A 12,995-nucleotide genomic window follows, 5' to 3' on the forward strand; every position below is an offset into this window, starting at 1 on the left:
TATGCTTGAAGTTACGCATTCAGTCAAAAGCAGAGGGAGAAGAGAACAATTGAACTTAAGTAAAAGGTTCGTTTTCGGAAGGATGCTAAGTTTGTCGATCGTTCTGTTATTCATTGCGGCTGCGGTCAGCGGGTGTATCAATACGAAGGGGGAACTCCAATTCGAAATTGACGGCCATACGCTTCAAGCCGATGAACGGCTTTATTTGCGTTTGCAAGACGGCTCGACACCGCTTACTTCGGACAATCAGGCCGGACAAGCTTCATTTTCCATTATGAATCCCGACTATAAAAGGATGATCGGAGGGTTTGTTCACGACTCGGCGACAGGGATCAGTTGGGTTCCCCGGTTTGAATACGAGGATGTGTACAACAGCTCGAAGGTCTACCTCTCGGAGATCGCCGAGAGCAAGCCCCGGGCCAAGCCGATCGCGGCCATTCAGGCGGGCCGACCGGTCGCGGATCCGAATAGAACGGGATTTGTGAGCGTAACTTATGCGGTTTACGGGAATAACAGGGAACCGGTGGACGACCGAACCGAAATTTACATCGAAGCCTCGGAGCAAGTGACGTTTTACGACAACGAGCCCCGGCATAATAGCCAAACGCAAAGCCGGGCGATGTCCAGCTTCACGGATAAGGGTCTCGTCACGTTCACGATGATGTCGAGCTTGATCGATAGCAACGATCCGGATCTTTCCGCGATTCCGATCGCCCTGTACTCGGGACCGACGCCGGTTCCGATCGTAACGGGCGGTCATGCGGAATTAAGCGCATTATCGTTGTCGACAGGGGCTCTCTTCCCGGAATTTGACCCGTCGATCACGTCCTACGTAGCCGATGTAGCCTATGGAGTGTCCAGCTTATCGGTCACGGCGAGCGTATATGACGTTCATGCCTTGTTGACGGTGAACGGAACCGAAGTCTCCAGCGGACAAGCCAGCGAAGCAATTGGTCTGAACGTGGGGAGCAACCCGATTCGAATCGACGTGACGCCGTTAACCGGCGAAGTTCAAACCTACACGGTGACGGTTAGGCGCGGCGCTGCCGCATCTTCTTCCAACGGCGGAGGCTCAGGCGCGGCATCGCATGACGATGGACCTTTGAGTTCCACGAACGGCCGCTTGACGCTTCCCGTCGGGAGAGCGGGACTGCTGAGTCTCGGCGAGGCGGTTCGCGTATCGGTTCCGGCCGGCGCAGCGGAGCGGGAGCTGATTCTCGTCATCGAAGAAGTGCTGGACACCGGCAAGCTTCTATTCGATAAGGAACGTTTGCTCAGTTCGATCTTCGAAATCACGAAAAACGTTCCCGAGAACTTCAAGAGGCCGGTCACATTGAAGCTGGCTTACGATTCGGCCCGCTTGGCGGAAGGTCAGAAGCCCGTCGTATTCTATTACGACGAAGCGTCGGCGCAGTGGGTGGAAATCGGCGGCGCGGCGGCCGACGGCCTGCTCTCGGTCCAGGTGGACCATTTTACGAAATTCGCGGTGTTTGCCGTAGGTTCGGAGCAGAAGCCTGCGGAGCCTAAGTTTAGCGATATAGGCGGACACTGGGCGGAGGACGCCATCCTGGAGGCGACCGGGAAAGGTCTCGTATCGGGGTATGCGAACGGATCGTTCCGGCCGAACGCCCCCGTGAGCCGGGCGGAATTCGCGGTCATGCTGATGAACGCGCTCGGAATGCCGGCGGACGAAGCTGCGGAATCCGGATTTACGGATGTTGCCGGGATTGGAGAATGGGCAAGGAAGGGGGTTGCTCAGGCGTCGCAAGCCGGGATCGTATCCGGTTACGCGGACGGCTCGTTCCGCCCGAACGCGAACGTTTCGCGCGCCGAGATCGCCGTTATGCTGGCCCGAGCGTCGCGGCTATCGCTGCCTGAGGGATCGCCGACGTCTTTCGCGGATGATCGCGACATTCCGGCGTGGGCGAAAGCCGCGGCGGAGGAGTTGAACCGGCTGGAGCTCATGAAGGGCAGAGGCGGAAGCTTCTTCCGTCCGAAAGAATCGGCCACGCGAGCGGAGGCGGCGACGGTCATGCTGCGTTTTGCTTCCTATCGTATCTTTGCAAACCCCTGATATAATGGGAAGATGAATGTGCTCAAAGATTTCTTGACGCAAATGGCGATTATCGCAACGATTGTATCGATTTCCCAGATCTTCAATGCGGGAAGGAGATCGGACAAGCCGCGCTCGAACGTCATCCTGTCCGCGGCGATGGGATTGGCGATCCTGCTGTGCATGTCCTTCCCCGCCTATATGGCGCAGGGCATACGGCTGGATATCCGGATCGTTCCTCTGCTGCTTGGAACCTTATACGGCGGGACGGGAGCGGGCTTGGCCCTGTCGGCGCTTATCGTTCTCTATCGATTGTTTATGGGGATGGACGCGGGCTTTTACACGACTCTGTTAACGCTTGCCTTCAGCATGCCTGCGATCCTGTATGTCCGAAAACGATTTTTCGCCGCCGCGGAAAGAATGAGAATCGATATCGCGGCGGCGTTGGCCATGTTCTACTGCGTCGTCGGCCTTATCGTCGTCACGGTCGTCAGAGGTTTCAGTATGCACACGCTGCAGATGCATGGAATCCATGCCGCTATTATCGTCGGATCCGTCCTGGTGTTCACGGCGTTAAGCGAAACGATCAATGATATGCTTCGGAGAAATCAACAGCTGCAGGCCGAGACCAAGGATGCGGAAATCGCCTTTTTGCGTTCCCAGATCAAGCCGCATTTTCTTTATAACACGTTGAATTCGATCGCGACGCTATGTCTCAAGGATCCCCGCAAAGCCGAGGAGTTGACGCTGGAGTTTTCGCAGTATTTAAGAAAAAGCTTTGCTTTCGATCGACTCGATTCCCTGACCTCCGTTGCCCGTGAGCTGGAGCTCGTCAGGGCTTATCTAAATGTGGAGAAAGCGCGCTTTGGGGCCCGATTGGTCGTGGAATACGACGTAGATGCCGTCCGCCCCCATACTCCGATCCCGCCGTTGATCTTGCAGCCGTTAGTGGAAAATGCCGTGAGGCACGGGCTGATGTCCACGCTGCGCGGCGGAAAGGTGAAAATCTCCGTCGTTCAACATCCGGACGACGAGCTTACGATAGCCGTGGAGGATGACGGATGCGGGATGAGCGCGGAGCAGTTGGAAGCCGTGCGCAAGCGGAAGACGAAGGGCGTGGGGCTGCGGAATATCGGCGAGCGTCTCGAACTGCTGTACGGCAGAAGCTTGCGGGTTGAGAGCGCCGAAGGCGCCGGAACGAAGGTCGTTTTTCGCATTCCTGCGGGAACGTCCGGATCGACGGGAGGGTGAAGCGGATGCGGCTGAGAACGATGATCGTGGACGATGAGGAACTGGCTGTAGAGCGGTTAAAGATAATGCTGTCCGAATTTGACGAGATCGAAATCGTTCATATGACCCAGAATCCGTGGGAGGCGTATCAATATGCGAAGGAGCGCCGGCTCGAGCTGGCTTTTCTGGACATCTCGATGCCCGAACTCGACGGCCTGCGGCTGGCAAGCCTGCTGGGCGAGATCGATCCCGATATCCGCATCGTGTTTGCGACTGGCTACGAAGAATATGCGGTCCGGGCGTTCGAATTAAGCGCGCTCGATTATGTGATGAAGCCGGTAACCGCCGGGAGAATGTCGCTCGTTCTGGACAAGATCCGCCGAAGAGACAGGAAAGCGAACGACGGGAGTTTCCGTCCCGGGCCATCCCCCAGTAACGTGAGAACGCTGAGCGAAGGAATGTTGACTGAGCAGGAAATGAGAGTCATGCTCCTCGTTTTCGAAGGATTGTCGAACAAAGAAATCGCCGCACGGCTGAATATCGCCGCCGAAACCGTCAAATGGCATATGAAAAACGTGTATCGGAAGCTGGACGTGAGCAATCGGGTCCAACTGCTCCGGCGAGCCGAACAACTTCACATTACTTTCTGAGAATCCCCCCTGAACGGGGGATTTTTTCTTTGTCCGTTTCCTTATAAAATGAATATTCGCGAAACAACGACCGCAGGAGATGAGAACATGAGTCAGCGGGAAGGCGGCGGCCCCGTAAGAGCAATCGTCGTCGACGAAGGGGCTATGCATCTGATTATGTCCGGAATGCTCGGCAAGCTGCCGGATGTCGAAGTCGTCGGATGCTTCTCGGACGCGGCTGCCTCTGTCCGATTCGCCGAAGAGGAGGACGTTCATTTGGCGTTCATCGAAATCCGCATGCCCGGGGAAAGCGGATTGCGCCTGGCCGAGCGCTTGATTGCGCTGCGACCGGACCTTTCGATCGTTTTTATCACCTCGCATAAAGATTACGCTGTGCAAGCGTTCGAGCTTCAGGCGCTCGATTATATCGTCAAACCCGTATCCTTGGAGCGAATCGAGCGTTCGATAAAGCGCGCGCAAGCGTTCCGTCGGTTATCCGAGTCATCTCGTTTACCCGAATCGATGTCGCCGTGGAAGAAGGAGTTCGGCTCCATTCGGATTTATGCGTTGGGCGGGCTTGAGCTGTTTAGCGGTGGAGAAAGGGTGAAATGGAATTCCAGAAAAAGCGCCGAGTTGTTCGGTTATCTGCTGCTGCATCGCGGCAGGATGGTATCGCGCGCGAGGCTGATCTCCGACGTGTTCGGCGAGTTGCCGCCCAAAAACGCGGAAATCTATCTGAACACGTCCGTCTACCAATTGAGAAAAGCGCTGGATTCTCACGGCTTGAAAACCCTGATTCAATCGGACGCCGATGGTTACGGGGTACATCTTGCCGGCGCCTGGATCGATTTCGTGGAGTTTGAGGGCCGATTGGGACGGAATGACGGATCTGCCGTCTTCGAGCCGGAGACGGCTCTGGAGATCGAGAAGCTGTACGCCGGGGATTTGTTCGGCGAGAAGGGATACGCCTGGGCGCTGGGGGAGGCGGAGCGTCTTTTCGCCGTGTATGCCGGATTCGTCAAAAAGCTGGCGCGCGAGCTGATGGAGCGCCGGCATACGGACGTTCCCCTCCGGCTTCTGAGCAAGCTGTCCGATCGCAATGAACTGGACGAAGAGAACGTCGAGTTGCTGCTCCGCGTCTATGCAATGAAGAAAGATCGAGCCTCCTTGACGAAACGCTATGAAGCTTATGCAAGAATATTGCGACAGGAACTGAATATCGAGCCTTCCGAGGAACTGCGGAAGCTGTACGCTCATTTGCAATCGACGATCGACGCCGGGTAGTCGAGTTGTCATTGTTGTATCATTGGCGTGCTTTACACTTAATCACGGATCAAACATCATACGAAGCTTGGAGGCAGAACATGTTTGAAAGAGGGAAGAAACGAGTCGGCGCACTGTTACTGTTATCGGCGCTGCTGGTATCAGGCGGAATTTTGGGAGCGATCGGAGGGCCGGTCGCGGGAACGGCGGAAGCGGCGCCCGCAGCGCTGGATTGGGGCGAGGTCGGAGACCCGGCCATCACGGAGAAGGGCTCACAGACGTCCATCGCCGTCTATGACGGCGCTCCTTATGTGATGTATCTGAACGAAGACGGCCAGGCGAAGCTGATGAAGCACGGGGGCAGCGGTTGGGAGACCGTCGGCAATCCGGTGGAAGCGGACAGTTGGTTGGATCAGCCGCTTATGGAGCTCGACGGGTCCGGTACGCCCTACGTCGCTTATATGGATGGGGATAACGACGGCAAAGCAACGATGAAGAAATTCAACGGCAGCGGCTGGGAGACGATAGGCCATGCCGGATTTACCGCGGGAGCGGCGTATTCCATGTCGGTAAGCGTCTCTGTCTACGGCACGCCTTACCTGGCATATCGAGATCGGGACAATGGGTGGAAAGGGACGGTGATGAAGCACGACGGCAGCGATTGGGTTACGGTAGGCCCCGCCGGCTTCTCCGGGCCGATCAATGGCATTTCCGTTGCGGCAGACTCTTCAGACCATCCTTACGTCGTTTATCAGAGTACGCTCAGCATGAACGTGATGAAGTATGACGGCAACCAGTGGGTGCCGCTGAGCTCTCCGGGAACGTCGTTTGGAGGCGGCGTCTTGGCGATCGATAACGATATTCCGTATTTGATCTATAAGGACAATGACGAAAACTCTCGAGCTACGGTAAAAAGGTATGACGGCAACGATTGGGTGGCGGTCGGCGACGCCGGATTTTCGCCCGATCAGGTCGACGACCTCTCGTTGTACTTCGATCGCGGTACGCCTTATGCGGCATTTAAGGACTGGGATAATGGCGGAAAGGCGACCGTAATGAAATACGACGGCGCTGAGTGGATAACGGTCGGACGAGCGGGGTTATCCGCGGAGCCGGTATCGACTCTCTCGTTGGCCGTATCCGACGGCATCCCGTATCTTTCCTATCGGGAAGAGGACAGCGACAGAATAAAGGTGATGAGTCTTTACCGAGCTTCGCCGGAGTTAGCGGGGGATACGATCGATAACGATGACGGACACGACATCGAGATTACGTTCCCGGACGATGCGGCTTGGCGTTCAGCCGTTACCGCGGTGAAGGTCGACGGCGTCGCGCTTGCCGCCGGGACCGAATACGAGATAACCGAAGGGAAAATCACGATATCGAAAGGCGTGTTGACTCCGGGCATTGCGTTGATCTCGGTATCGGCGGAGAATTACGTCCAGGCAAAAACGTATCAGATTGTGAAGGATACGAGCCGGGAGTGGCATTCTGTCGGCGGCCTCTTCTCATTCGGAGAAGCCGATGCCGGGGATCACGTGTCTTTCAGCGTCGACGGCGGAATTCCTTATGCGGCGTATTCGGATGAAGCCGAAGGCTGGAAAGCGACCGTCGCGAAATATCAGGACGGAGCATGGCACCCCGTGGGCGGAGCCGGATTCTCGGACGACGAGGCGTACAATGTCGCGGTACACGTGGAAGAAGGAATTGTCTATGCGGCATACTTCGAACGAGTAACCAATTCTATTTCGGCCGTCAGAGTGATGAAGCATGAGAACGGAAGCTGGGAGCCGATTGGTTCTTCCCTCTACGAAGACTATTATGCCAGCGGAGCTTTGTCCGTGACGGTAGACAACGGAATTCCTTATGTCGCGTATCCGCAGACGGATGGACAAATTGTCGTTCAAAAATATATCGGCGGCGGTTGGGTGCCTGCCATAGAAGATGAGGACGGCCCCCGGTATGTGAATATCGGAAGCTTGGAGATAGAAGACGGCGTCGTTTATTTGGGATTGCATGACAACGAGTTCGCTTTGGTAGCGAAGTATGAAGGCGGAGAGTGGGGCTTCTTGGGCGGAATGAATCCCTTCGAAGGCTATTCGTCCGAGATCGCGTTCGCGATAGACGGCGGCGTTCCTTACGCGGTATTCTCGGACCGGCGTTTGGGCGGCGCGGCGACGGTCGTACAATACGAGGCTTTGGTGGACAAATGGCTCCTCGTAGGAGATGCGAACCTTTCGACGGGACAAGCGGCAATCGTGGGACTATCCGTAGACGACGGAACCCCCTATGCGGCTTTCTACGATGAAGGAGGACCCGCCATCCGGCGAGCTCTAAGTACGCTTCGGGATTTGACCGCGTTACATCTGTCGTCCGGCACGCTGGATCGGGCGTTCGACCCGGCCACGACCGATTATACCGCATCTGTGGCGAGCGGGGTCGCCAGCATCACGGTAACCCCGACCGCGCAAGCCGGTCGCAAAGCGAGCGTGACGGTTAACGGCGAACCGGTCCCAAGCGGGCAGGTAAGCCGTCCGATCGATCTCGTCGCCGGTAGCAATACGATCACGGTGGAAGTCGTGGCGCAGAACGGCGCTAAGAAGAACTATACGATCGCGGTAACGAGGCAAAGCGGAGGAGGTTCTTCCGGCGGAGGCGGGTCTCCCGGCAACGGCGGAGGAGGGGGAGGCGGAAGCGTGACGCCTGCCCAGCCGGATCAGACCGATGCCGATCTGGCGATAACGATTAACGGCAATGCGGCGGTAGCCGTGGCAACCGGGAAGATGACCGATCAAGACGGACGAACCGTGCTGACGGCGACCGTGAACGCGGCCAAGCTGATCGAACGGTTGAAGGAGGCGGGGGATCGTCCGATCATCGTTATCCCTGTTTCCCTCAGCGCGGATAAAGTGAGCGTGGTCCTTACGGGGGATGCCGTCAAAGCACTGGCGGAGAAAGGCGCCGTTCTGGATATTCGTACGCCGAACGGCAGCTACAGGCTACCGGCGGCCGAAGTGCCGATCGAACGGCTGCTGGCGCAGTTCGGGGCGGGAACGCTGCCGGAGAACGTCACCGTTCAGGCGGATATTGTCCGAAGCGACGGCGCAAACGTCGAACGACTCCGGAAGGCGGCGCAAGCCGGCGGATTCAGCCTCGTCGCTTCACCGATCGACTTCGAGGTCACGGCCTCATCCGGCGGTCGTACGATTCGGGTGACGAGCTTTAATTCTTTCGTGGAGCGCGAAATCCCGATTCCTCAGGGAACCGAAGCGGGAACCGTCACGACCACCGTAGTCCTGCACGAAGACGGAACGATCCGATCGGTACCGACGAAGCTGGAAGTTCGCAACGGAGCCGCGTATGCGGTTATCCACAGCTTGACGAACAGCACGTACTCTCTCGTATCGAATCCGGTTGCGTTCGAGGACGTCGAACGGCACTGGGCGAAGGGCGCCGTCAACGGCATGGGCTCGCGAATGGTCGTGGGCGGAGTCGGCGACAATCAATTCGGCCCAAACCGCGACATCACTCGCGCCGAGTTCGCGGCTATGATCGTGCGCGCCCTGGGACTCCGACCGAGCGCCGACGCAAACGTCTTTAAGGACGTGAAGGAATCCGACTGGTATGGCGGCACAGTACAAACGGCTCATGCCTACCGGTTGATTAGCGGCTTTGAAGACGGAACGTTCCGTCCGAACGACAAGATCACCCGGGAGCAGGCGATGACGATGATCGCCAATGCGATGAAGCTTACGGGATTGAGCGAGAGGGCACAAGCTTTTTCTGCGGAGGAACGGATTCGCTCTTACGGGGATGCAGGCGAGATTTCCGCCTGGGCGATCGGCGGCGTTGCGCAAACGATCGAAGCCGGTATCGTAACAGGGACGAACGATGGCTTGCTTGCACCTAAGGAATTGATTCGGAGAGCGGAAGTCGCGGTGATGATCGAGCGGCTTCTGCAAAAATCGGGATTGATTTAGCGGGATACAACGGACGGTTCTTCGAGAGCGCGACGCTCTTGGAAAGCCGTCCGTTTTCGCGTTAGTGGAAATAGGTTTGTGCGATTTTCACACGATCTGGGTCGCCGCCAACATTTATTCGCCGACGAGCTCGTCCCGGATCGCTTCCAGATAGCCGAAGCCATGAACCGTATCCGGCTCGATGTAGCTGCCCTCCGTCCATTCGTTCCACGAATTGATCGTTACGATCGGCGGATTCGTGCCGCTTTCTGCCAAGAATCCCTTCACCGCGGCGAGAGACTTGCGGAATTCGTCCGGCGTGTTGCCCACGAGAATCGGAGTGAACGGATAGCCGATGTTCGCGTGCACGTCGGATTGAACGGTGCGAGGGCTCGAATCCCAGCCCATCGAGACGTTCGGGAAATAAGGGAGGTCGTAATCGCCGAACTGTTCGCGGTATTTGCTCCAATCCTGCTCGGCCTTCAGCGCGTAAGCCGGGTAATTGACGGTCGGATACGTCTCCATCGGCACGTTGTGAATCCATACGTACGAGGTGACGCTATCGAAACCAAGCTCCTTTACGCGCTCTCCCGGATTTTCCAGCGTGCGTTCTCCCGGCAGGTTTTGAATGCCCCAGACAACGGCGTTCAGGTGCAGCTCTCCAAGACCCGCCGCGCGTACTTTGGCGCGGAACCCGTCCAGCGCCGCTTTTGTTCCCTCCAAGCCGCCCAAACTTTGCATCAGGCTCATCAGCTCATACACGGAGAAGTACAGACCGCCGTCGACCCGCCAATAGGACGGATGGCGGAAGTATTTTTCGATCATATAATCGCAGGCTCTCTCGAACGCTTGCAGAGAGACTTGACCGCTGTGCAGCAGCGTATGGTCCATTCCCCTTTTGTATGGAAAAATGTTGATCCAGTCGTGATTGGCCCACATCAGCGAAAATTTCAACCGATCGTTGTTGCCCGCCTGCAGATAACCTTCTTCCAGCGCCCGATTCAGGAAGGCACCGTCCTCGTACCAGTACCAATCGTAGATGAAGGCGTCGATGCCGTGATCGGCTGCCGCCGCGATTTGCCGCTCCGCCGTCTCCGGCTTCGCTTCGTCCAAGTAACCCCATAAGGGTACCTTCGGCTGCTGATGGCCGGGAAAGCGCGGCGTCGCTCTGCGCACGAGCTCCCACTCCGTCCAGCCCTGACCGTGGGCGGCCTCGTTGCGAGGATCGACGTGATAGTTAGGAAAATAATAGACGGCCACTTCCGGTTTACGATTCATTCGGATAATCACCTTTCATCAAGAGGTTACTCCGAGTGTATCGCATGGAAGGGACCGCGTATTTGGACGAAACGCCGATGCTGTTGGACGATTAGCGGAATTTAGGGCGCAGCGATTGGACGTATTGAACAGGGGACATCCCTTCTGATCTCTTAAACAATCGGCTGAAATAATGTAGATCGGCATAGCCGACCTCCTCGGCGACCTGGCCGACAGACAGCGCCGAATGCAGCAGAAGCTCCTTCGCGCGTTCCAGTCTCAGCGCCACGAGCATCTCCATCGGAGATTTGCCCGTCGCTTCCTTGAACAGCGCGCGGAAGTGGCTCGGGGACAGATGGACGGATGCCGCGATATCCGCGAGCTGAATCGGCATCCGGTAGTTGAGCTTCATCCACTGCATGGCCTGCTGGATGCGCTCGCTTTGGGGATGCTGTCTGCTGATGCCCGAGGGAGTGGCCAGTTGACGGACGATAACGGCCAGCAGACTCAGCATGTCCGCCCGAAGCTGCAGCTCTTTGCCGTAAGAGCCGCTCTCGTAGACGCGGAACATCGACCGCAGCAGCGATTCGCAGGCAAGCGGCTCCTGCGCCGACAGCACGTACGGAAGCTCGGCCTCGGCAAGGCGAACGACCGGGCGCTCCGTCAATTCCGGCTCGTCGGGAATATACGGGGCATGCAAATAATCGTGGCTCGTGTATACGTCGTCGACGGAGAAATCGAACGATTCGCCCATATAGACGAGATCGAAATGAACGGCGTAATAACGGAACGTCTCTCCGGCAGGCACCGAGCAGCAATGCCTCACCATCGGCGGCATAAATAGCAGATCGCCCGAGCCGATCGGGTAATCGGCGCCCTCGATAACATAATCGCAGCGGCCGGCAACGACGTATATAAGCTCATAATCATAGATGATTCTCGGGGGGAGCCTGTAGCTGTCGTCCCCCTCAATGTGCTGCACAAGCCGGACGTAGGGCGCCAGCTCTTGGAAGCCTACTTGCCTTGTCTCATCTATTTGTGGTTGGTTGGAACTCATCTAAGCGCCCCCTCAATGCCGGCGGCTGTATGGTTGGTTACTGAGGATATTCTATCATATTGCCCCCGCCAAGTTCGAAGTTTTGGCCAAATCCATGCTCGCCCGAATCCTGTACAATGGAGGCGCTGTAGAGTATGGGAGAACAATCGAGGAGGAAAGGCGACATGTACGACGACTGCAATCCGCTATTCGTAATGCCCAAGCTAACGTTGAGCACCAAATGGGCGAGTCCGGAAAATCCATCTGCGGCCGCAGGAGCGGGAGGAAAAAGCAACGGAGGACGCAAAGGGGCGCCGAACGTTCCTTTGAAAGCGGGGGCGAGTATCCTACTTGCCGAGGAAGCGGCGGGCAGCGGGACGATCCGCCGCATCTGGATGACGATGGAGAATCGCTCTCCGGCTATGCTGCGCGGGCTGCGGCTCGACTGCTGCTGGGACGGTGCCGAGAAGCCGGCGGTAAGCGTTCCGCTTGGCGATTTCTTCGGCATCGGTCTCGGGCGGACCGCCGCTTTCGAATGCGCGCTATTTTCAAGTCCGGAGGGACGCAGCTTCCACTGCACCGTTCCGATGCCCTTTAAGGCGGGGATGAAAATAACGTTGACGAACGAGAGCGGTTTTGATTTGGACAGTCTCTTCTACGACATTAACTATACGGTGGGAGACGGGCATGGCGACGACACGATGTATTTTCACGCGTATTTCAACAGGGAAAATCCGACGTGCTTGCAGCACGACTACGCCTTCCTGCCCCGGGTGTGCGGGAGAGGACGTTTTCTTGGCTTGAACGCCGGGGTCATCGTCGATCGCGAGCGCTATTTCCATTCCTGGTGGGGCGAGGGCGAATGCAAAATATATCTCGACGGCGACGAGCGATTTCCCAGCCTGTGCGGCACGGGCACCGAGGACTACATCGGAACGGGATGGGGCCAAGGGCAATACGCGCAATGGAGCCAGGGCTGCCCGATTGCCGATACGGAGAGAATGCATTATTGCTTCTACCGTTACCATCTCGCCGATCCGGTTTATTTTCATCGGGACATTCGCGTCTCCATGCAGCAAATCGGAGGCTGGTCGCCGGAGGTGAAGCCGCTTCTGCACAATGCGGGCCGGACGGTGTACAAAGCCGGACAAGGCTTGAAGGCCGTCAATTTTTCCGAGCGTGGGGGAGCGCCGAACTGGGGATTGTTCGAGCGGCAGGACGATTGGTCCAGCTGTGCGTACTTCTATCTGGATCGTCCCGACAACGAGCTTCCCGGATTGCTTGACGCCGAGGCCCGGATGGCGGGACTGCCGGACATGCCAGATGCGGTGACGAGGATGGACGGATAAATAAGGGACGAAAGCCCGCGCTGGATTTTATGGTGCGGGCTATTATCTTTGTGTTCATTTGTGCGATAAATCGTATAAACACCGCGATTTTGTCGGTCGATGCGTCTATTTTATGTGGTTTATCGTTACTACTTAGGTCTCCCGAAAATAGGGAGACTTTTTCATAAATTTTAAAGGAATTTGGATACCACACGACGAACTATTTCTAATATACAAGTG

The 12,995-nt window shown here is 56.9% G+C and carries 8 protein-coding genes; 6 read left to right on the forward strand and 2 right to left on the reverse strand.

The genetic code is table 11. The features are described from left to right. The first annotated feature begins 49 nt into the window (after positions 1–49). The 5 genes from DFP98_RS33675 (at position 50) to DFP98_RS33695 (ending at position 9,155) form a co-directional block, all read left to right on the forward strand. Positions 50–2,074 (forward strand): S-layer homology domain-containing protein, encoded by a 2,025-nt coding sequence (locus DFP98_RS33675; RefSeq protein WP_181918113.1) that lies wholly within the window; start codon positions 50–52, stop codon positions 2,072–2,074. A 12-nt stretch (positions 2,075–2,086) separates the two neighbouring features. Next, positions 2,087–3,304 (forward strand): sensor histidine kinase, encoded by a 1,218-nt coding sequence (locus DFP98_RS33680; RefSeq protein ID WP_116065021.1) that lies wholly within the window; start codon positions 2,087–2,089, stop codon positions 3,302–3,304. Positions 3,305–3,309: 5 nt separating this feature from the next. Then, positions 3,310–3,933 (forward strand): response regulator transcription factor, encoded by a 624-nt coding sequence (locus tag DFP98_RS33685; RefSeq protein WP_116065022.1) that lies wholly within the window; start codon positions 3,310–3,312, stop codon positions 3,931–3,933. An 87-nt stretch (positions 3,934–4,020) separates the two neighbouring features. Further along, entirely contained in the window at positions 4,021–5,196 is a 1,176-nt protein-coding gene (locus tag DFP98_RS33690) for a response regulator (protein WP_181918114.1), read from the forward strand. Positions 5,197–5,276: 80 nt separating this feature from the next. After that, positions 5,277–9,155 (forward strand): S-layer homology domain-containing protein, encoded by a 3,879-nt coding sequence (locus DFP98_RS33695; RefSeq protein ID WP_116065024.1) that lies wholly within the window; start codon positions 5,277–5,279, stop codon positions 9,153–9,155. Between the two features lie 114 nt (positions 9,156–9,269). Here DFP98_RS33695 and DFP98_RS33700 read toward each other — a convergent pair whose 3' ends face one another. Together DFP98_RS33700 and DFP98_RS33705 are read right to left on the reverse strand one after the other, a co-directional pair. Next, a complete protein-coding gene (locus tag DFP98_RS33700; RefSeq protein WP_116065025.1) occupies positions 9,270–10,412 on the reverse strand; it encodes a glycosyltransferase WbsX family protein in 1,143 nt (380 codons plus the stop codon). Positions 10,413–10,503: 91 nt separating this feature from the next. Further along, positions 10,504–11,448 carry an AraC family transcriptional regulator gene (locus DFP98_RS33705; RefSeq protein ID WP_116065026.1) on the reverse strand — a complete coding sequence of 315 codons (945 nt, stop codon included), beginning with the start codon at positions 11,446–11,448 and terminating at the stop codon, positions 10,504–10,506. Positions 11,449–11,612: 164 nt separating this feature from the next. Here DFP98_RS33705 and DFP98_RS33710 point away from each other — a divergent pair, with 164 nt between their 5' ends. Continuing rightward, positions 11,613–12,776: a glycoside hydrolase family 172 protein gene (locus DFP98_RS33710; RefSeq protein WP_220377210.1), complete on the forward strand. Its 1,164-nt coding sequence runs from the start codon at positions 11,613–11,615 to the stop codon at positions 12,774–12,776. Positions 12,777–12,995: the final 219 nt, after the last annotated feature.

Source organism: Cohnella phaseoli, from assembly GCF_003386235.1.
In the GTDB taxonomy this organism is placed as follows: domain Bacteria; phylum Bacillota; class Bacilli; order Paenibacillales; family Paenibacillaceae; genus Cohnella; species Cohnella phaseoli.

Bases quoted from the DNA above. Each gene is read 5' to 3' on its own strand.
- DFP98_RS33680 (WP_116065021.1), top strand. From the start codon at position 2,087: ATGAATGTGCTCAAAGATTTCTTGACGCAAATGGCGATTATCGCAACG.
- DFP98_RS33685 (WP_116065022.1), top strand. From the start codon at position 3,310: ATGCGGCTGAGAACGATGATCGTGGACGATGAGGAACTGGCTGTAGAG.
- DFP98_RS33690 (WP_181918114.1), top strand. From the start codon at position 4,021: ATGAGTCAGCGGGAAGGCGGCGGCCCCGTAAGAGCAATCGTCGTCGAC.
- DFP98_RS33695 (WP_116065024.1), top strand. From the start codon at position 5,277: ATGTTTGAAAGAGGGAAGAAACGAGTCGGCGCACTGTTACTGTTATCG.
- DFP98_RS33700 (WP_116065025.1), bottom strand. From the start codon at position 10,412: ATGAATCGTAAACCGGAAGTGGCCGTCTATTATTTTCCTAACTATCAC.
- DFP98_RS33705 (WP_116065026.1), bottom strand. From the start codon at position 11,448: ATGAGTTCCAACCAACCACAAATAGATGAGACAAGGCAAGTAGGCTTC.
- DFP98_RS33710 (WP_220377210.1), top strand. From the start codon at position 11,613: ATGTACGACGACTGCAATCCGCTATTCGTAATGCCCAAGCTAACGTTG.